Raw genomic sequence first — 20,054 nt, 5'->3', positions numbered from 1 at the left:
CAACGTGTGCGCGGTATTCACAACACAACTATAAACCATTGTTTGTGGAATCAGATTCAACCTTCTTGAAAAAAGCGCCAAAAAACGTAATAGTGCGCTATGGTGCTGATTTGGGGGGCATGTTCCAAATTAGGGAGTGGTTAAGTCGGGCTCGCTAATGTTGCGGTAACAAAGCATGTTGCGCACCCGTTTCAGTTGTGTGTGTAAGGGAGGATAGTACCAATGACCCATCACGTCGATGTCCATGTGGGCAAACGCGTCAGGCATCGCCGCTGGCTGATTGGCATGACCCAACAGCAGTTGGCACAGCAAGTTGGTATCAAGTTTCAGCAAATCCAGAAATATGAAACCGGTGCCAATCGAATCAGCGCGTCTCGTCTTTGGGACATTGCCGAGGCATTGGATGTTCCCGTCAGTTTCTTCTTTGAAGGCCTGGAAGAGGTCGAGAAAGGAAGCTCGGATAAGAAATCGGTTCCTGCAGACCTTATGGGCGACAAAGAGGCCCTGGATCTCGTCCGCTCTTACTATGCCATACCGGAAAACCAGCGTCGCCGCCTGTTCGAGCTTGCGCGCGTTCTGAGTGATGTTGCCTGATTTCGCGGGTTGACTCTGATCCTGACGGAACGCACGGGTAGCGTATGGATAAGATGTCGCTGAGTGATCTTGAAGTAGCTGAAGAAATGGCCGACGCGGCGCGTGCGGCCATTCTTCCTTTTTTCAGGCAGTCTAATCTTGAGACTTCGAATAAGCTGGATCAGGGATTTGATCCGGTCACTGTCGCCGACCGCGCAGCTGAAAAAGCCATGCGCGCGGTTTTGGCCCGACATCGGCCCCAAGATGGAATCTTTGGCGAGGAATATGGGCAGCACGAGGGGCAAAGTGGCCGAACCTGGGTTCTGGATCCGATCGACGGCACCCGAGGGTTTATCAGCGGGACACCGACATGGGGGGTTCTGATTGCGCTTAGCACGCAGGACGGGCCAATCATGGGGATCATCGACCAGCCGTATATCGGGGAACGCTTCATCGGCTCGGCGGATATCGCGCGAAGCCATGGTCCTACGGGCGATATGTCCCTGAAGACCCGTTCAACACCTTCTCTGGACCAGGCGATTCTGTTCACGACCTTCCCCGAGGTCGGCGCGTCGGAAGATCGTGCCGGGTTTGAGGCTGTGTCACAGCACGTACGCCTGACCCGCTATGGAATGGATTGCTATGCTTATGCTCTGCTTGCAGCGGGTCAGGTGGATTTGGTGATCGAAGCAGGTCTGAACGCCTATGACATTCAGGCGCCAATCGCCGTGATTCATGCGGCTGGCGGTATCGTCACAGACTGGCAAGGCGGCCCCGCCCATAATGGCGGTCGGGCTCTGGCGGCGGCAAACCCGGATATTCACGCAGCTGCGCTGGAAATTCTGCGCAACTTCTGAAAATTGTTGCGGCGACCCGGCGAGCGGATTAACCTTGAGCCGGCTGGTTCTTGTGCCCGTTTTCCGCCAGCTTTTGCACTCCATGCATGAAACGGGCGATGCAAGGAGAGCAAGATGACTGATATCCTCATCATAAATGCAGACACGATCCTGACCATGGATGACCAGCGCCGAGAACTTTCTGGCGCGGATATTCTGATCCGAGATGGACAGATTGAACAGATCGGCCATGGGTTGCAGGCGAGCGCTGAGATCCATGATGCAAGCGGATGTGTGGTTACGCCCGGCCTCGTGAACACGCACCACCATCTGTACCAGACCCTGACCCGCGCCGTTCCTGGCGGACAGGATGCGCTTTTGTTCGGATGGCTGAAAACGCTCTATCCGATCTGGTCGCGATTTGGCCCCGAAGAGATGTTCGTATCCGCCCAGATCGGTTTAGCCGAGCTGGCGTTGACGGGATGCACGCTCAGTTCCGACCACTTGTATCTATATCCGAACGGTGCGCGTCTGGATGACACCATTGCTGCGGCTGCCGAGGTTGGCCTGCGGTTCCACCCAACACGTGGCGCTATGAGTATTGGTGAAAGCGATGGTGGCTTGCCGCCGGATTCACTGGTCGAGGCCGAAGCAGCTATTCTCGAAGACATGATGCGTGTGGTCGACGCCTTTCATGACCCGTCAGAGGGTGCAATGTGTCGGGTCGGGCTGGCACCTTGCTCGCCGTTCTCTGTCAGTCGCGACTTGATGCGAGACACGGCCAATCTGGCCCGTGACAAAGGCGTAATGCTCCACACCCATCTGGCCGAAAATGACGAGGATATCGCCTATTCTCAGGAACAATTCGGGTGCCGTCCTGGTCAATATGCCGAGGATTTGGGATGGACCGGATCAGATGTTTGGCACGCCCATTGCGTGAAACTGGACGGGGCAGAGATTGATCTGTTTGCACGGTCCCGCACAGGCGTGGCGCACTGTCCCTGTTCGAACTGCCGGTTGGGCTCGGGGATTGCCCCTGTACGGTCGATGCGAGATCGCGGCGTGCCTGTGGGTCTGGGCGTCGATGGGTCGGCCAGTAATGACAGCGGCAATCTGATCCTCGAGGCGCGGCAGGCTATGTTGTTGCAGCGCGTCGCAAGCGGTGCCGATGCCATGTCCTCTCGCGAGGCGCTTGAAATTGCCACGCGGGGTGGGGCGGATGTCTTGAACCGACCTGATTGCGGCCGTCTGGCTATCGGTAAGCGTGCCGATATAGCCATTTGGGATACGCGCGGCATCGAAAGCGCGGGCAGTTGGGATCCAGCCGCCCTGTTGCTTGCCGGACCGGCGCGGGTGAAGCACCTGTTTGTCGAAGGTCGCCAGATCGTGCGGGACGGGCAGATCGCAACGCTGGATCTGCCCCGGGTGATTGAGCGGCAGAACCGATTGGCCCGCGCTTTGCAACCTTAGGTTTGGACAGGCTGACCCGCGATCCAGACCTCGGCAATCGCCCTGTCATCGCCCATCATGATGGTGGGAAAGAGGGCCTCCCACAGGTCATCGGCGCAGGCCTCGCGCTGAGCTATGGCCGGGGTTGAGGCGAGGTCGAGCACGATCAGGTCGGCCTCCATTCCCGGGGCGATATTGCCGATGCTGTCATCCAGCCTCAGCGTTCGGGCCGACCCTACGGTGCCCAGCCACAGCAGTTGCGCGGCGTGCAGCGGGGTTCCGCGCAGCTGTCCGATCTCATAGGCCGATGCCATCGTGCGCAGCATCGAGAAACTTGAACCGCCACCAGTATCCGTTGCCAGACCAACCCGGTGTCCGTCGCGCATCAACCCTGCCATGTCGAACAGTCCTGACCCGATAAAGGTGTTTGAGGTCGGACAATGGATCAACGCAGCGTCGACCTCACGCAGCCGGTCGCGTTCACGTGCCTCAAGGTGGATGACGTGGCCATACAGGCCGTTGGGGCCCAGCAGGCCGAACTTTTCATAGGTGTCCAGATAATCGCGGGCGTCGGGAAACAGCTCGCGTACCCAGGCAATTTCATCAGTCTGTTCGCTGAGATGGGTTTGCATCAGGCAATGGGGATGCTCTGCCCATAATGCGCCCATGGCCTCTAACTGCTCGGGTGTGGAGGTAGGTGAGAAACGCGGCGTTATGGCATAGGACAGGCGATCGATCCCGTGCCATTTCTCAAGCAGAGTCTGGGATTGGTCATAGGCAGTTTGCACGGTATCTCTCAGACCATCGGGTGCGTTGCGATCCATGCAGGTTTTGCCCGCAACCACCCGTTGACCGCGTTGTTTGGCCGCAAGGAAAAAGGCATCAACACTCTCGGGATGGATGGTGCAATAGCTGCACATCGTGGTGGTGCCATGTGCCGCTGTCAGGTCCAGATACCGGTTGGCAATCTCAGAGGCATAGGCTGCATCGCCGAATTTCATCTCTTCGGGGAAGGTATAGGTGTTCAGCCAGTCGATCAGGCGTTTGCCCCAACTGGCGATCATGGCGGTCTGCGGATAATGCACATGCGCATCAACAAATCCTGCAAGGATCACGTGCTGACCATGATCCACGACTTTTGCCTCGGGGTGGGCATTGTGCAGACTGTCGGCATCCGATACGCTGGAAATCCGACCGTTTTCGATCAGAACCGCTTCGCTGATTTTGACAGCCTCGGTCGGTTCGCCCTCGAACGGGGTGCCAGTGAAACTCAGGACACGCCCTTTCAGCAGCGTTTTTTGCGCCATACTCATTCATCTCCGCCTGTCTGGGACTGCGAAACAGCATAGGGGCAGGAAAGTTGTCGGTAAATCGGCGCATTGTCATTGTTTTCCGGTAGCTGCTTCTTCTATTTAGGGGCCAATGGGCGAACAGAGCGGGGGCAGATATGACAACAGGTATTAACGAACCCGTAAGTGAGCCGACTTCTGATGATGACGCTTATGCACTGGATCGTCGAACGGTATCATCCATTCTGTATGCAGTTGATGTTGATGACCGCGACAAGCTGGTCGAATTGATGGACCCGCTGCACGCTGCCGACATCGCCGACCTTCTGGAACAGATCAACCCTTATGACCGCGCCCGGTTGATCCGTCTGTATGACAAAGAGTTCGACGGCGATATTCTGTCTGAACTGGACGAAGGTGTCAGGGAAGAAGTTATTGAAGTCCTGCGTCCCGATGTTCTGGCGGATGCCGTACGCGACATGGAAAGCGACGATGTCGTCGATCTGCTGGAAGACCTTGAAGAGCCGCAGCAAGAAGCCATCCTGGGTGCGCTGGAGGATTCCGAACGGATCGCGGCCGAACAGGCGTTATCCTACCCGGAAAACTCGGCCGGACGGCTTATGCAACGCGAAGTCGTCATGGCGCCCGAGCATTGGACAGTTGGGCAGGCCATTGACTTTATGCGTGCCAATGACGGACTGCCAGAACAATTCTACCATTTGGTTCTTGTTGATCCGCGGTTGAAGCCAACAGCACAGGTAACACTGGGCAAACTCATGGCCACCCGGCGCGAGGTGCCTCTGCACGAAATTGCCGAAGAAGAGTTCTATACCATTCCCGTCGATCAGGATGAAGAGGACGTGGCCTATGCGTTCAATCAGTACCACCTGATCTCGGCCCCAGTGGTGGATGGTGACGGACGGCTTGTTGGTGTGATCACCATTGATGACGCGATGGTGGTGCTGGATGAGGAATACGAAGAGGATATGTTGCGCCTAGCCGGTGTCAGCAACGAAAGCTCGCTGTCCGACAGTGTGGCCGCGACCAGCAGGCGACGCCTGCCATGGTTGGCGGTAAACCTGTGTACTTCGATCTGCGCCTCGCTGGTGATTTCCCAGTTCGAGGCGGCGATTGATCAGTTGGTGGCGTTGGCCATTCTGATGCCGATTGTGGCCTCGATGGGGGGCAATGCGGGGACACAATCGCTGACCGTCGCAGTGCGAGCCCTGGCAACGCGCGACCTGACAGGTGCGAACGTAATGCGGGTGATCCGACGGGAACTGCTGGTGGGCATGTTGAACGGGCTGTGTTTTGCCACCGTTCTGGGCGTGGTGGGAATGTATTGGTTCGGCTCGCCGTTGCTGGGTGTCGTGATTGGCTCCGCTCTGGTCGTGAACATGGTGATCGCAGGCTTTGCAGGTACGGTAGTACCGGTCGTGCTAGACCGGATGGGTATTGACCCGGCGCTGGCGTCAGGAACCTTTGTGACGACAACGACGGATGTCATGGGATTCTTTATCTTTCTTGGGCTTGCCAGCGTGGTGCTATTGTGACCGATCTGACCGAAATCAAAGCTGCCGCGCGCAAGGCGGCCTTTGCCCGGCGCAAATCTGCGTTTGATGCAAATCCGCCCGGTGCCGCCGGGCGACTGTCTGAAATTCTGGCCGGGCACCGCGGAGTACCCATGTCGGGTTATATGCCCATCCGGACCGAGAGTGACCCGCTGCCCGCCATGGCCGAGGCGTCCGCTTACGGCCCGGTGGGCGTACCGGTTATTCAGGCGGCCGGACAGCCGCTGAAATTCTCTCGTTGGACGCCCGAAGGCAGGCTGAAGGATGGCCCGTTTGGCGCCAAAGTGCCCGAGGTCGATGACTATTTCGATCCCGAAATTCTGATCGTTCCGCTGGTGGCATTCGATGCAAATGGAGGGCGTCTGGGTTATGGGGGCGGGTTCTATGACCGGACACTGGAAGGGCTGCGCGTGAAACGCCCGACTCTGGCCATCGGTTTTGCCTTCGATGCGCAAGAAGCAGACGGGCTGCCGCTGGAATCGACGGATCAGCCGCTTGATATGGTAGTAACCGAAAGCCGAGTGTTGACCTTTTAACGAAGGTATCAGCCCTGGTTTTTAGCGCGAAAATATTCCCAGGCATTTTTTTCGGTGCCATCAGGCAATATGCACACGCCGGTCTGGCCATTCTCTCCGTCCCGAATTTCATACCGCCCACCGCTGTCGATGCAATAGATGGCCGAGGGGTTTGGCAGCTGTGGGTTTGAGTTGACCGCTTGCTCTTCCGAGCAGGCAGCAAGGGTGGCACAGACACCAAAGGTCAGACCGATCCGAAACATAAAGAATCTCCTAAATAAAGAGTTTTGCCGTTCATTGGGTCAGCTTAACGGCTTGTACTTGCGAATTGCCACACTTAGACGGTTTCTATGAGGATACTTTTTCTGGGTGACGTTATGGGCCGCGCTGGACGCGCGGCCGTTCAGCAACATCTGCCACGTCTGCGCGACGAATGGCGGCTGGATTTCGTGGTGATCAATGGTGAGAACGCCTCGAACGGAATGGGTTTGACCGGGGATCATGCCAAGCTGCTGTTAGATGCAGGGGCGGATTGTCTGACGCTGGGCGACCACGCTTTCGACCAGAAGGACATGTTGCAATTCATTGAGAGCGAACCGCGCATTGTGCGCCCCGTTAACTTTGCTAAGGGTGCTCCGGGGCGCGGGCATCGTCTCTATACCGCCCCTGGCGGGCGCAAGGTTCTGGTTGTACAGGTGCTTGGGCAGGTCTTTATGAAGCGGCCCTTCGATGATCCGTTCTCGGCCATCGAGCCAATTCTGAAGTCACACCCGCGCGGCGGTCAGGCGCAGGCGATCATCGTTGATATGCATTGCGAGGCCACATCCGAAAAGATGGCGATGGGGCATTATTGCGACAAGCGCGCCAGCCTCGTGGTTGGAACCCATACGCATGTTCCAACCGCGGATGCGCAGATCCTTCCGGGGGGAACAGCCTATCTGACCGATGCCGGGATGTGCGGGGATTACGATTCTGTCATTGGTATGGAAAAGCTAGAACCGATGCGCCGGTTCATCACCGGGATGCCCAAGGCGCGGTTTACGCCTGCAAATGGCGAAGCAACGCTAAGCGGTGTGTTCGTGGAAACCGATGATCGCAATGGTCAGGCAAAATCCGTGCAAATGGTGCGCGTTGGGGGTCGCTTGCAACAAGCCGGGCCGCAATAGCGCGAGGTTGGGCTTGCCCTGCTGCCCGCAATACGGGAAACTGCCCGACGGGCGCGCAAGCTGGGCCAGGGTTCGGACTGAATACCACGAATGCAATTTCTTCAACTGACAGAAACGGGCAGCGCGATCGTGGCGCTATTGGTTGTCGCAGGCATGTTTGTCATGTTCCTGCGCGAGGCTTACCCGACCGAGGTTGTCGCCATCGCGGGCGTTGCCCTGATGCTGGTGACCGGTATCCTGCCCTATCAAAGCGCGTTGGCAGTTCTGTCCAATCCTGCGCCATGGACGATTGCGGCGATGTTCATCGTCATGGGGGCTCTGGTCAGAACCGGGGCGCTGGATTCCTTTACCGCGACTGCGCAGAAACAGGCGCAGGTTAATCCGCGTATCGCTATCGCACTGCTGATGGGGTTTGTGGTTCTGGCCTCGGCGGTGGTGTCAAACACACCCGTTGTCGTCGTGATGATCCCGGTTTTTGTACAGATTGCCCGCACGTTGAATGTGCCGGCCTCGAAACTGCTGATCCCGCTCAGCTATGCTGCCATCATGGGGGGGACGCTGACACTGATCGGCACCTCGACCAACCTGCTTGTGGATGGTGTCGCGCGATCTCAGGGTCTGGCTGCATTCACGATTTTCGAAGTCACGCCCTTGGGCATCGCAGTGGTGATCTACGGCATGATCTATCTGCGCTTTGTTGCGCCGCGCCTGCTGCCGGAACGCGACAGCATGGCCTCGCTTCTCAGTGATCGCTCTAAGATGAAGTTCTTCACCGAGGCCGTCATTCCGCCCGACAGCAACCTGATCGGGCGCGAGGTGACAGGGGTGCAACTGTTCAAACGCCCCGGCGTACGCCTGATTGACGTGGTCCGCGGGGACGAGTCTTTGCGGCGCAACCTCAAAGGGGTGACACTTAAGGTTGGGGATCGCGTGGTCCTGCGGACCGAGATGACCGAGTTGCTGAGCCTGCAAAGCAACAAAGAGTTAAAGCGTGTTGATCAGGTTTCTGCGGTCGAGACCAAAACGGTCGAAGTGCTGATCACACCGGGGTGCCGTATGGTTGGGCGAACGCTGGGCGTGATGCGCCTGCGCCGCCGCTATGGTGTCTACGTTCTGGCGGTACATCGGCGGAACCAGAATATCGGTCGTCAACTAGACGACCTCGTGGTGCGAGTCGGGGATACTCTGCTGTTGGAGGGATCACCTGCCGATATCCAGAAGCTTGCCGCTGATATGGATATGGTCGACGTGACACAGCCCTCGGCGCGGGCGTTCCGCCGCAATCACGCTCCGGTGGCGATTGGGGCATTGATCGGGATCGTTGTATTGGCCGCATTGGGTGTGGCGCCAATTCTGTTGCTCTCCATTCTTGCGGTCGCTCTGGTTCTGGTCACCCGCTGCATAGACGCGGATGAGGCGTTTTCCTTTATCGAGGGGCGACTTCTGGCATTGATATTCTCGATGCTGGCCATCGGGGCTGCGCTTGATAAGTCTGGTGCGGTTTCCCTGATCGTCGATGCAATCGCACCTGGGCTAAGTGCGCTGCCACCGTTCCTGATCGTTTGGGCCATCTATGTTTTGACCTCGGTGCTTACCGAACTCGTCTCCAACAACGCCGTTGCGGTAGTGGTCACGCCGATCGCAATCGGGTTGGCGCAGGCCGTCGGCGTAGACCCAAGGCCGCTGGTGGTTGCGGTGATGTTGGCGGCATCTGCATCCTTTGCGACACCAATCGGATATCAGACCAACATGATGGTCTATGGTCCGGGGGGATATCGGTTTGTCGATTTCATGAAGGTTGGCATCCCCTTGAACCTGACGGTAGGGCTGCTTGCTTCGTTGCTTATTCCGATCATCTGGCCGTTGTAACACCGGCGCGAACCCGCCGGTTTTGCGCTGACGGTCTTGTAAAGGCTGATCCAGACACAATCTTTTCCTCTAGAACTTGGACGAAAGGACGGGATTATGCCTTTTCCAAAATTTGGTCAGTTGATCGTAATGGGTGCGATTATGGTGGCGCTGATTGGCAGCGATGTATCGGCTGGTTCGGTGACCGGTACCGCCTCCTACCGCGAACGGATTGCCGTGCCTGAAGACGCGACGCTTTATATCGAGCTGCAGGATATATCGCTTGCGGATGCGCCAGCGGTAACGCTGGCTGCGCAGCGCTACGTGCTGAGCGGGGTGCCTGCCGAGTTTGAACTGACCTATGATGATGCTCTGATCCGTGACGGGATGACCTATGCGGTGCGGGGGGCAATATATCGTGGGTCACAACTGCTGTTTACGACCGACACGGTGTATCCGGTCCTGACCAATGGTGCGCCGGATACGGCCGACATTTTGTTGGTCAAGACGGACGGCCCCACGTCGGCGGGGCTGGAAAACACAAGCTGGACGGCGATTGGTGTGGAGGGGGCCGTGCTGAACAGCGAACGCGCCCCGCAGCTTGAGTTTGCGCAAGGCGGTGCCTTTAGCGGCTCAGGCGGTTGCAACCGGTTCACCGGGCAGGCCGAGATTTCGGGCACTTCGCTGACGTTTCCAGACAATATTGCGGCCACTTTGATGGCCTGCCCACCCGAGATGGAGCAGGTCGAGGATCAGTTCTTTGCCGCGCTGCAAAACGTGGTGTCCTATGCGGTGGCGGGCGATAGCCTTGCGCTGCTGGACAGCGCAGGCGACCCGGTTCTGAAATTCATACGCACGCATTAATCAGGCCACAGCGCGCGACCGTCCTGCGTTGCGCCCGGAAAAGATGCAGCCGCCCAGAAATGTGCCTTCCAGTGCGTTGTATCCGTGATAGCCGCCGCCGCCGAAACCGGCGACCTCTCCTGCGGCGAACAACCCGGGAACGACCTGACCGTTTGCACCGATCATCTGACTGTCGAGGTTGGTCTGCAAACCGCCCAGCGTTTTGCGCGTCAGCATGTGAAGTTTGACCGCGATTAGCGGCCCATTCGCAGGATCAAGGAACTTGTGTGGTTTGGCGGTGCGGATCAACCTGTCACCCCGATAGTTGCGGGCCGCCAGAATCGCCGCCATCTGCGCGTCCTTGGTAAAAGGGTTGTCGACCTGTGAGTCCCGCGCTTCGATCTGGGCGCGCAAATGCGCCTCTTTGATCAGATCGCCACCCAGTTGGTTCATGCCGCTGACCAGTTCGGTCAGAGTGTTGGCAACGATGAAATCTTCCCCGTGTTGTTTGAAGGCCTCGACCGGCGCGGTGGCTTGCGATCCTGACAAAATGCGCTGACGGATAACCTCTTTCCAGCTGCCCGAGGTGAAATCCGGGTTCTGTTCCGACCCGGAGAGCGCAAATTCCTTTTTGATCACCTTTTGGGTCAGCACAAACCAGCTGTATTCATAACCGGTTTTCAGGATCTCTTTCAACGTGCCCAACGTGTCGAACCCCGGCAAACAAGGGGGCAACAGACGATTGCCGCGCGCGTCAAACCACATAGAGCTTGGGCCGGGCAGGATACGAATTCCGTGCGATGGCCAGATCGGGTTCCAGTTTTTGACGCCCTCGGTGTAATGCCACATCCGGTCGCCGTTGATCACATGCCCACCGGCCTTTTCGCTGATAGGGATCATCCGACCGTCAACGTGGAACGGCACGCCCGCGATCATGTCTTTGGGTGGTTCGCCCAGGCGGTCGCGCGGCCAGTTCTTGCGCACCATTTCGAAATTGCCACCAATACCGCCCGAACTGACGATGACCGAAGGAGCATAGACCTCGAATTCCCCGACCTCTTCCCGGTTGGTCTTGGCGCCATGCGCGGCTGCGTCCTCAGCCAAGACCTCTCCCGAGACGCCTTTGGCGCAGCCGTTTTGCATAATGATATGGCTGACTTGGTGGCGGAACTTCAGCTGGATCAGGCCTGTGCTGACATGTTCGCGCACGCGACGGATGAAATGTTCCAGAACACCAGGGCCGGTGCCCCATGTGATGTGGAACCGAGGTACCGAATTGCCATGTCCATCGGCATAAGAACCGCCACGTTCGGCCCATCCAACCACAGGAATCCATCGCAGCCCCATATCGTGCAGCCAGGGCCGCATTTCACCGGCGGCGAATTCGACATAAGCCTCGGCCCATTTGCGGGGCCAAGCGTCTTCTTCGCGGTCAAACTGCGCGCTGCCCTGCCAGTCACGCAAGGCCAGTTCGTGGCTGTCCCTGATGCCCATCCGGCGCTGTTCCGGCGTGTCGACCATGAACAATCCACCGAGGCTCCAGAACGCCTGACCGCCGAGGAAATGACCGGGTTCCTGATCCAGTATGATCACCTTTTTTCCGCGGTCGCCTAGCTCGGCCGCGGCCGCAAGCCCAGCCAGCCCAGCCCCAACGACAATGGCATCTGCGGTGTTATTGGACATGTTTTTTCCTCTCAGCTGCGGCGCAGCCAGGCGATAAATGGCAGGGCGACGACATACATCAAGATACCATAGACGGCCGATGGCAGAGCAAGAGGGCTTAGCCCGTTTTCCGTGCTGGTAATCAGCGCTGCCAATGTGATGCCAAGAGTCGAGTTTTGGATGCCAGTTTCGATCGAGATCGTCTTGCTCTCGTTCCATGACAGGTTCACGGCGCAGGCCAGTCCCAGCCCGATCAGCAGCAGCGCAATGTTCAGGGTGATCAACGCCGACCCCATCAGCCCCAAATTTTCGACGAACATTTCCCAGTTCCCGGCCAGCGCGGCGAGAACGATCAGGACGAAAAGAATCGAAGCCAGTTTGGACAGAGGGGCATCGACCCGTTCTGCGAATCCTTTTGCGAAATGCCGTATACTGACGCCGATAGCGACGGGCAGGGTGGTTATCAGGAACATCGCTATGGCGAGGCCGGTGATCGAGACCTCGGGTGCGTCCTCGCCCATGAAGTGATTGATCGACCAGGCGGCCAATACGGGTACCGTCACCATCGACAGCAAGCTGATGATGGCTGTCAGGCTGACGGAAAGAGCGACATCACCCTTGGCCAGTTTAGTCAGGATATTGCTGGTAACACCGCCGGGGCAAAAGCTGAGGAGCATAACACCGACTGCAATTTCCGGTGGCAGTGCAAAGAGTTTGACCGTTGTAAATGCCGCAATGGGAAGCAAGATCACCTGGCAGAACGCCCCTATCGCAAAAGGGTATCGTCTGCTGACAACCCGGCGGAAATCGGCGATCTCAAGCCCGACACCCAAGGACAGCATGATTATGGCCAACGATAGTGGCAGGCCGACATTAATAAGCAGATCCAACTACAACTCCTCCCAAAGCCGTTCGGACCAGCGTAAGCGAGGGTCAAAGCCGCAGGCAACCGCGCCGTAGGGTCAGCCGTAGCGTTGGGCGAACCTGCGCAGGATTTCACCGGGCAGAGTGACATTGGCGGCGTGGCAAATGTCGATCAGACGCTGAGCATCTTCGGGCGGGAAATAGCCGTGGTGTTTGTAGATGGTGATACGTTCTTCAAAGTCGCGGGCATCAGCCTCGGGGTGGAACTGTGTGGCATAGACATTCTGGCCCCAGCGGATCATCTGGAACGGGCAAGGGTCCGAGGCAAGCAGATGCACGCACCCTTCTGGCAGGGATTGCACAGCCTCTTTATGGCCCACAAAAGCATCAAAACTCTGACCCAGCCCCGAGATCAGTGGATCGGTCGCACCGTCCTCTGTCACGTGGCAGGTTGAGGGGCCGACGGGCTCTCCGAACTGGTCTTTACTGACATCGCCACCCAGATGCGCGGTAAGAATACCCAGCCCATAGCAGCACCCCATGAACGGATGATCGCGCGCGGTGATCTGCGGCATCAGGCCCATGATGGCGGCTTCGGTGCGGGCATCCGTCGGCGATTTTGTCGCCGGATCGTCGCTGACACAGCCGGGGCCGCCGCCGACGATCACTCCAGCATAGTCGGTCACGTCCAAGCCGTCGGGCAGGTCTTCACAATCCAACCGGATGCGATGGGTCTGTTCAGAACTCAAGCCGGTCTTGTCCAAAATCGAGGCATATTCGGCATCGGACGCATCGGTTTCCGGGCGTAACTGCAGGATCAGAAATTGTTTCATGGAACGGCTCTTACCCGTCACAGCGGCCAGAACACAAGGATGGCGGGTATCGAAACCGCAATGATCAGGATTTCCAGCGGCAGGCCCATGCGCCAGTAGTCTCCGAACCGATAGCCACCCGGACCCAGAACCAGCGTGTTGTTCTTATGCCCGATAGGCGTCAGGAACGCAGCCGAGGCTGCAACGGCGACCGTCATCAGAAACGGGTCGGGGGAAACCTCAAGCGTGCGGGCCATCTGAATGCCGACCGGGGCCGCCACAATCGCCGTGGCGGTGTTGTTCAACACGTCCGACAGGGTCATGGTGACCACCATCAGAACGGTCAGAATAGCCCATGCAGGCAGGCCGTTAGTTAACTGGATCAGCGCATTGGCGATCAGTTCGGTGCCGCCCGAGGTTTCCAGTGCGCTGCCCAGGGGGATCATCGAGCCCAGCAAAACGACCACCGGCCATTCGATGTGAGTATAGAGATCCGCGATTGGCATGATCTTGGTCAGCACATAGGCAACCACAACAAGCCCCAATGCGACCGGCAGGTAGATCAGCCCAACACTGGCCGCCAGCACCGCGGTGGCAAACAGGCCAATCGCAAGCCACGCCTTTTCATTGGCGGTGACGTTCAGACCGCGTTGGGCCAGCGGTAGGCATCCCAGCCATTCGGTCACATCGGCGCTGCGATCACGCGGGCACAGCAACAACAGGATGTCGCCAGCCTCAACCTCGGTTTTGCGGACCTGTTCGGTGATGCTGCGGCCCTGGCGCGAAATGCCCATCAAAACGGTGCTCTGCCGCCATGCCAACCCCAACCCCTGCGCCGTACGCCCGGTGATGCGGGCGTTTTCGGTCACGACAACCTCGACGACTTCCAGCCCGTCGCCTTCAGCGGTCAGAAGCTCCTGTCGACGTGTGTCCGAAAAATCCAGCTTCAGCGCCGCGCGGAATTCATCCAGCGCCTCGGGGCGGGCCTCAAGCACCAGCGCGTCACCCTGATTCAGTGTTGCATGGGCCGACCGGCCATAGCGGCGCTTGCCGTCGCGGATCAGGCCGATGATGGCGACGTCGGATTTCTCGGCATCTTCATAAAGCTCGCTGACCCGTTTGCCGATCAACGGCGATTCCGTTGGGACGGTCAGTTCTGCGATATATTCGGCCAGCGCCTCAGAGGTTTCGGTTTGCGGTCCCCGGTTCGGGATCAATCGCCAGCCCACCAGTGAGACAAAGGCAAGCCCGGCAATCGCAGCAATGCCACCCACAGGGGCGAAATCGAACATACGAAAGGGCTCGCCCAGAGTTTCTGCGCGGATTGAGGCGATGATGATGTTCGGTGGCGTGCCAATCAGGGTCGCCATCCCACCCAGAATTGTTGCAAAGCTGAGCGGCATAAGGGTCAGGCCGACGGCTCGTCCGGCTTTTCGTGCGGTCTGAATGTCGACCGGCATCAACAGGGCCAAGGCAGCGACGTTATTCATGAAGGCGGACAGAACCGCCCCGATACCGCCCATCAAGGCGATATGGGCCCCAAGGCCGCGTGCCGCGTCAACCAGGGATCGCGTGATCAGGAATACCGCACCGGACCGGACCAGTCCGGCCGAAACGACCAGAACCAGCGCGACGATGATGGTCGCCGAGTGACCAAAACCGGCAAAAGCGTCATCGACGGGTACTACACCCAACACCACTCCGATCAGAAGCGCGGAAAACGCAACAAGATCATAGCGAAACCGCCCCCAAAGCAGCATTCCGAATACAGTGGCAAAGAGAGCGAAAAGTATGATCTGATCTGTCGTCATACCGCCAACATACTCGCAGAAGAAGCCGTCGCAAGCCGGTCTCTTGATCCCATGGCCCGCAAACGTCTATATGGGCGCCAAATACGCAATCACTATCACGAGGACGCACCATGGCAGGCCACTCCAAATGGGCCAATATCCAGCACCGCAAGGGACGTCAGGACGCCGCGCGGTCCAAACTGTTTTCCAAGCTGTCAAAAGAGATCACTGTTGCCGCTAAGATGGGCGACCCCGACCCAGACAAGAACCCGCGTCTGCGTTTGGCGGTGAAAGAGGCCAAGTCAAACTCGGTCCCCAAAGACGTGATCGACCGGGCGATCAAGAAATCGCAGGCAGGCGACGGCGACGAATACGAAGAAATCCGGTATGAAGGCTATGGCCCCAACGGCGTGGCCGTCATCGTCGAGACGATGACCGACAACCGGAACCGGACCGCATCGACCGTGCGCTCGACCTTTTCCAAGAATGGCGGCAATCTTGGCGAGACCGGTTCCGTCGGCTTTATGTTCGAACGCAAGGGTGAAGTGGTCTATCCGGAAACGGTTGGTGATGCCGACACCGTGTTCGAAGCGGCCATTGAGGCAGGCGCGGAAGATGTTGAAAGCTCGGACGAAGGTCATATCATCTGGTGCGCCGACACCGATCTGAACGACGTCTCGAACGCGCTCGAGGCCGCGCTGGGTGAAACGGAATCCACCAAACTGGTTTGGAAGCCAAGCACCACGACCGAGCTGGGGCTTGAGGATATGCAAAAGCTGATGAAGCTGGTCGATGCGCTGGAAGATGATGATGACGTTCAGCGCGTCACAACCAATTTCGAAGCCTCGGATGAGGTGATGGCGCAGCTTTGATCTGCCCCGCATCTTGAGATTTGGAAACCCGGCCGTCAGGCCGGGTTTTTTGTTGGTTGGAGGATAGGGCTATTGGCCGATCAGGTTCGAACCCATAGGCTGGGTCGAATAGCTGAAGCAGTGAGTCAAAGAGCAGATGACCGAACCTCAATTTGATTTGGCCAAACGCAATGTGCCTGTTTTGACCGGGCAGAGTATTCTGTCCCAGGTCGCCTGGACCCTTGGCAGCCCGTCCATTGTCTTGCCGTTTCTTGCGGTTTCGCTGGAACTCCCGATGTTCATCGCCGGCGCGCTGGTTTCAATCCGCATGGTCGGCAGCATGATCGCCGACGTGTTTCTGGCCCAAGTCATTGCGCTGCGCGAACAGAAGAAACGCAGCATCGCGATGACCGAAGTATTGATCGGGGCCTGCCTTGTCATGGCTCTGGCGGCGGCCGCGACGGGCAGTCTCGTGTTCACGGCTACAGCCTTTATCGCCGCATTTTTTTTGATCGGTCTCGTAGGTGAGATCCAGACATTGCTGCTTACTGACCTGCTGGGCGCGCACGTTCAGTCCAGGTCACGGATGATCATGCGATATCTGCAGTTAGGCGCCGGCGGATTGGGCGCAATCGGTCTTGTTCTGTTGGTCCATCAAATCACGCTGGGCAACCCTCCGTTTGCGCGCCATTCGGTTGTGATCGGAGTTGCAGTGGTGTTTTTTCTGTTGTCTGGCCTATCAATCCTGGCGATGTCCGAAGTTCCGCATCAGAAAATTTCCACAGCGCCTGAGGACGAAAGCAAAAGACATTGGTCCGAGTATTTCACCGATATTCTGGCGATGTTCAACCAGACCTGGTTCCGGCGCTATATGGTCATGCGCCTTCCGATTGTGGTTGTCAGTCTATCGGTTCCGTTCTTTGCCCTGATGGCGGCCGAGGCACATCACAGTTCGGCCAAAGGTCTTACCGCAATGATCATTTCGTCGGCCTCTGGATATCTGGTCTCTGCGCCTTTGTGGCAGTTTGTTAACCTGAAATCCCACCGGGCGGTCATGGTATCCGGAACTCTGATGGTGGCCTTGACCGGAGCAGGGCTGCTGACGGTCCATTACCTCCATATCGGTCATCAGGTGCACACTCATGCGGTTGCCCTGTTTGTGGTGACCGTGGCGGTAACAGGCATCAGCAGTGCCCGAAAGTTGTATTTTCTGGATATCGCCCCGTTTGATCAGCGGGTCAAAGGGGCGGCAGCGGTGAAAAGCATCTCGCGGATTGTTGCGGTCATCGTGTCGGCGGCGCTGGCTGGGCTGGCGCATATGCACGAGGTCTCTGCGGCGGTTTTGATCGTTGTCTTGGTCAGCCTGATCGCAGCTTTTGCCTGTTACCGGGTGGTGACGCCAATTCCTAAAGCGCCCGAGCCATCCTGATCGGCCAATCCTGTCTATCGTTGAATAAGCGCGTCGACAGCCGCGCGCTTTACAGCGGCGGTCAGCGGCGAAAGGGCCGAGGATAAGACACGCCCGACCTGCCAGGTCAGCGGAACATCAAGGGGCGTGTCTGGTATCAAGGGGCACAACAGGCCATCTGCCAAAGGCTTTTGTACCAACTCAATCGGGTTCATTCCCCACCCGATGCCGGCGATCGCTGCATCCACAAACCCGTGTGAGGATGGCAGGAAATGCGATGGCGGGGAAATGTGGTGCCCGAACTCTCTGGCAAACCAGGCTTTCTGAAGACCGTCCTTTTGATTGAAGGTCAGGCACGGTGCCATGGCAAGGCTGCTTTTGGTTACACCGTCCCGGAACCATTTATGCATAAAACCTGGGCTGGCCGTTGGAATATACCTGAAATCCCCAAGTGGATGGGCATCGCAGCCAGAGACCGGTTGCCCTCCGGTGGTAAGAGCCGCGCTGACCTCACCGCGGCGCAACCAATCGGCCGAATGGTCCTGATCATCAATTACCAGATCGAACAGCAACTCATCTGTTTGGGCCATCGCAGCGATGAACCATGTGGCCAAACTGTCTGCAGGAATTGCAATGCGCACCTGGGTGGGGCCAGAGGTTCCCTCCAACGCAAGTTCACGGGCCAGCTGTGCCTCAAGCAGCCCGATATCCTCGGCGTATCTGGCAATGCGCAAGCCGGCGGGTGTCGCTGTGCAGGGCGCACCACGAGTGATCAGAGCGGCGCCTATCCGATCCTCTAATGACTTGATCCGCTGCGATATCGCCGAAGGCGTCACCGACAGCTCTGTGGCGGCGGCGTCAAAGCTTCCGTGGCGTAGAATGGCCGAAAGTGCGGCAAGGTGATTGGGATCCAGCAACATTAGCAGAGCTTAACCAGGTGTAACTTCTTTAATTTGATAAATCGACTGACTGGCTCTAGTCAATCAAATCGAACACAGGAGGTTTCATGTCCGCATCTCTGATTTCCGGATTCGCTCTAGGCTTTAGTCTGATTTTGGCCATTGGTGCGCAGAACGCCTTTGTCCTGCGTCAAGGGCTGCGCCGCGAACATGTTTTTGCCCTATGCCTGACCTGCGCCGTATCGGATGCCATTCTGATTGCGGCAGGGGTTGCCGGGTTCGGAACGCTTGCTCAGACTGCTCCTTGGTTCGAGCCGGTCATGCGCTATGGCGGGGCTGTGTTTCTGACCTGGTACGGGTTGCGCAGCCTGCTATCGGCCTGGCACGGCGGGTCTTCCATGGATGTCAGTGAAGGGACACGTTCAAGTCTGAGGTCTGTCCTGCTGACCGTGCTGGCATTCACCTGGTTGAATCCGCATGTCTATCTGGACACGGTGGTTCTGATCGGGTCGATATCTGCACAATATGATGACCGGTTGGCCTTTGCTATTGGAGCGATGCTGTCCAGCTTTGTCTTCTTCTTCTCGTTGGGCTACGGGGCAAGGATTCTGTCGCCGGTCTTTGCCCGCCCAAGGGCATGGCAGGTGCTGGATGTTGTTATCGGTTTTGTCATGCTGGCGATTGCGGCCAAGCTGGTGGCGATCTGAGGTCTTGTTCCCACCTGTGTTTCGGTGTTGAACCGTTAACATGACAACTCAACCTAACACCTATCGGCCATTGGCGGGAATGTTCTGGATGTTTTCCGCCGGTCTGTCCTTTGTTGTCATGACTGCGCTCGTCAAATCTCTGGGCACCTCCATGGACCCGATACAGGCCGCATTTCTGCGCTTTGTCTTTGGGTTGGTGTTCCTACTGCCAGCGTTACGGCTGATCGTTAGGACACCTCTGACACGTAGGCATCTGACACTGTTCGGCATCCGCGGGGTGGTTCACGCCATTGCCGTGATGCTGTGGTTCTTTTCCATGACCCGAATTCCGTTGGCCGAAGTCACGGCCATGAACTACATGACGCCGGTCTATGTCACATTGGGTGCTGTGCTGTTTCTAGGCGAGAAGCTAGCCTTCCGCCGGATTGCCGCCATTGGTGTCGCATTGATCGGTGTAGCAATTATTCTCCGACCTGGGTTTCGGGATATCTCGGTTGGTCACGTGACCATGTTGGGGACTTCGTTGACGCTTGGTGCGTCCTACCTGCTGGCCAAGATGCTGGTGCGAGATCTGCCGCCCTCGGTCGTGGTTGCACATATGTCCATATGGGTGACGATGGCGCTGATACCTTTCGCCATTGCCGTGTGGTCCCCTCCAAGTCTCCATGATTTGGGTGTGCTGTTTCTGGTTGCCTGTTTTGCCACACTTGGACACTATCTGATGACCTTGGCCCTGCAGGCCGCCCCCGTAGCAGTGACGCAGCCCGTCACATTCTTACAGCTGATCTGGGCCACGCTGGTTGGGGCGTTGGTTTTCCACGAAAGCGTAGATTTGTGGGTGGTCGCCGGGGGCACGCTGATTCTGTTGGCAGTCAGTTTTATTGCCTGGCGCGAGGCTGTGTTGAACCGCAGCAGCCTGACGACCCCCAGTATTGCACCTAAACTTTAGCCGATTTCTGCCGGAAAAACGT

19 protein-coding genes are annotated in these 20,054 nt (G+C 57.8%); 12 read left to right on the top strand and 7 right to left on the bottom strand.

The window, feature by feature from the left end:
• Positions 1 to 222: 222 nt before the first annotated feature.
• The 3 genes from AC2FHW_RS10490 to AC2FHW_RS10480 all read left to right on the top strand — a co-directional run bounded on the left by AC2FHW_RS10490 (position 223) and on the right by AC2FHW_RS10480 (position 2,879).
• Positions 223 to 594, top strand: a complete 372-nt coding sequence (locus AC2FHW_RS10490) for a helix-turn-helix domain-containing protein (RefSeq protein WP_142636749.1) — start codon at positions 223 to 225, stop codon at positions 592 to 594.
• 44 nt (positions 595 to 638) lie between these two features.
• The gene (gene hisN, locus AC2FHW_RS10485; protein ID WP_496750247.1) at positions 639 to 1,430 is read left to right on the top strand and encodes a histidinol-phosphatase; all 792 of its coding nucleotides are present in this window, start codon (positions 639 to 641) and stop codon (positions 1,428 to 1,430) included.
• Between the two features lie 114 nt (positions 1,431 to 1,544).
• Positions 1,545 to 2,879 carry an 8-oxoguanine deaminase gene (locus AC2FHW_RS10480; RefSeq protein ID WP_496821876.1) on the top strand — a complete coding sequence of 445 codons (1,335 nt, stop codon included), beginning with the start codon at positions 1,545 to 1,547 and terminating at the stop codon, positions 2,877 to 2,879.
• Here AC2FHW_RS10480 and guaD read toward each other — a convergent pair.
• Positions 2,876 to 4,165 carry a guanine deaminase gene (gene guaD / locus AC2FHW_RS10475; RefSeq protein ID WP_496821925.1) on the bottom strand — a complete coding sequence of 430 codons (1,290 nt, stop codon included), beginning with the start codon at positions 4,163 to 4,165 and terminating at the stop codon, positions 2,876 to 2,878. The two genes, AC2FHW_RS10480 and guaD, sit on opposite strands and share 4 nt — an antisense overlap.
• Before the next feature lie 140 nt (positions 4,166 to 4,305).
• On the opposite strand from guaD, the gene mgtE reads away from it, so the two are divergent.
• A complete protein-coding gene (mgtE, locus tag AC2FHW_RS10470) occupies positions 4,306 to 5,700 on the top strand; it encodes a magnesium transporter (protein ID WP_496821874.1) in 1,395 nt (464 codons plus the stop codon).
• Positions 5,697 to 6,254, top strand: a complete 558-nt coding sequence (locus AC2FHW_RS10465; protein WP_496821873.1) for a 5-formyltetrahydrofolate cyclo-ligase — start codon at positions 5,697 to 5,699, stop codon at positions 6,252 to 6,254. Before mgtE ends, AC2FHW_RS10465 begins: the two co-directional genes overlap by 4 nt.
• An 8-nt stretch (positions 6,255 to 6,262) precedes the next feature.
• Here the strand turns inward: AC2FHW_RS10465 and AC2FHW_RS10460 are convergent, their stop codons facing one another.
• On the bottom strand, positions 6,263 to 6,496 hold the full coding sequence (locus AC2FHW_RS10460) for a putative hemolysin (RefSeq protein ID WP_142636759.1): 234 nt from the start codon (positions 6,494 to 6,496) through the stop codon (positions 6,263 to 6,265).
• Between the two features lie 87 nt (positions 6,497 to 6,583).
• Between AC2FHW_RS10460 and AC2FHW_RS10455 the strand changes: the two genes are divergently transcribed.
• From AC2FHW_RS10455 to AC2FHW_RS10445, 3 genes are all read left to right on the top strand, one after another.
• Positions 6,584 to 7,399, top strand: a complete 816-nt coding sequence (locus AC2FHW_RS10455; protein ID WP_142636761.1) for a TIGR00282 family metallophosphoesterase — start codon at positions 6,584 to 6,586, stop codon at positions 7,397 to 7,399.
• Between the two features lie 90 nt (positions 7,400 to 7,489).
• Complete coding sequence (locus tag AC2FHW_RS10450) at positions 7,490 to 9,268, top strand: SLC13 family permease (RefSeq protein WP_271949419.1); 1,779 nt, start codon at positions 7,490 to 7,492, stop codon at positions 9,266 to 9,268.
• A 96-nt stretch (positions 9,269 to 9,364) separates the two neighbouring features.
• Complete coding sequence (locus AC2FHW_RS10445; protein ID WP_496677719.1) at positions 9,365 to 10,111, top strand: YbaY family lipoprotein; 747 nt, start codon at positions 9,365 to 9,367, stop codon at positions 10,109 to 10,111.
• On the opposite strand, the gene AC2FHW_RS10440 is transcribed toward AC2FHW_RS10445, so the two are convergent.
• The 4 genes from AC2FHW_RS10440 to AC2FHW_RS10425 all read right to left on the bottom strand — a co-directional run bounded on the left by AC2FHW_RS10440 (position 10,112) and on the right by AC2FHW_RS10425 (position 15,239).
• Positions 10,112 to 11,773, bottom strand: coding sequence for an FAD-binding dehydrogenase (locus AC2FHW_RS10440; protein WP_496821870.1), 1,662 nt, complete (start codon positions 11,771 to 11,773; stop codon positions 10,112 to 10,114).
• A gap of 11 nt (positions 11,774 to 11,784) precedes the next feature.
• On the bottom strand, positions 11,785 to 12,642 hold the full coding sequence (locus tag AC2FHW_RS10435; RefSeq protein WP_271949427.1) for a bile acid:sodium symporter family protein: 858 nt from the start codon (positions 12,640 to 12,642) through the stop codon (positions 11,785 to 11,787).
• Between the two features lie 72 nt (positions 12,643 to 12,714).
• Positions 12,715 to 13,449 (bottom strand): glutamine amidotransferase, encoded by a 735-nt coding sequence (locus AC2FHW_RS10430; RefSeq protein ID WP_271949429.1) that lies wholly within the window; start codon positions 13,447 to 13,449, stop codon positions 12,715 to 12,717.
• A gap of 17 nt (positions 13,450 to 13,466) precedes the next feature.
• Entirely contained in the window at positions 13,467 to 15,239 is a 1,773-nt protein-coding gene (locus AC2FHW_RS10425; RefSeq protein WP_496677722.1) for an SLC13 family permease, read from the bottom strand.
• A gap of 110 nt (positions 15,240 to 15,349) precedes the next feature.
• Here AC2FHW_RS10425 and AC2FHW_RS10420 point away from each other — a divergent pair, with 110 nt between their 5' ends.
• On the top strand, positions 15,350 to 16,090 hold the full coding sequence (locus AC2FHW_RS10420) for a YebC/PmpR family DNA-binding transcriptional regulator (RefSeq protein ID WP_271949434.1): 741 nt from the start codon (positions 15,350 to 15,352) through the stop codon (positions 16,088 to 16,090).
• Positions 16,091 to 16,226: 136 nt separating this feature from the next.
• A complete protein-coding gene (locus AC2FHW_RS10415) occupies positions 16,227 to 17,498 on the top strand; it encodes a permease (RefSeq protein WP_271949435.1) in 1,272 nt (423 codons plus the stop codon).
• Positions 17,499 to 17,512: 14 nt separating this feature from the next.
• Here AC2FHW_RS10415 and AC2FHW_RS10410 read toward each other — a convergent pair whose 3' ends face one another.
• The gene (locus tag AC2FHW_RS10410) at positions 17,513 to 18,397 is read right to left on the bottom strand and encodes a LysR family transcriptional regulator ArgP (protein WP_271949438.1); all 885 of its coding nucleotides are present in this window, start codon (positions 18,395 to 18,397) and stop codon (positions 17,513 to 17,515) included.
• Positions 18,398 to 18,483: 86 nt separating this feature from the next.
• Between AC2FHW_RS10410 and AC2FHW_RS10405 the strand changes: the two genes are divergently transcribed.
• Both AC2FHW_RS10405 and AC2FHW_RS10400 read left to right on the top strand, forming a co-directional pair.
• Entirely contained in the window at positions 18,484 to 19,083 is a 600-nt protein-coding gene (locus AC2FHW_RS10405) for a LysE/ArgO family amino acid transporter (protein ID WP_271949439.1), read from the top strand.
• Between the two features lie 40 nt (positions 19,084 to 19,123).
• Positions 19,124 to 20,032 (top strand): DMT family transporter, encoded by a 909-nt coding sequence (locus tag AC2FHW_RS10400; RefSeq protein ID WP_271949441.1) that lies wholly within the window; start codon positions 19,124 to 19,126, stop codon positions 20,030 to 20,032.
• The last annotated feature ends 22 nt before the right edge of the window (positions 20,033 to 20,054 follow it).

Source organism: Ruegeria sp. YTSA108, from assembly GCF_059610185.1.
The sequence above is the reverse complement of the archived record's forward strand: the minus strand, read 5'-3'. Positions and strand labels throughout refer to the sequence as shown.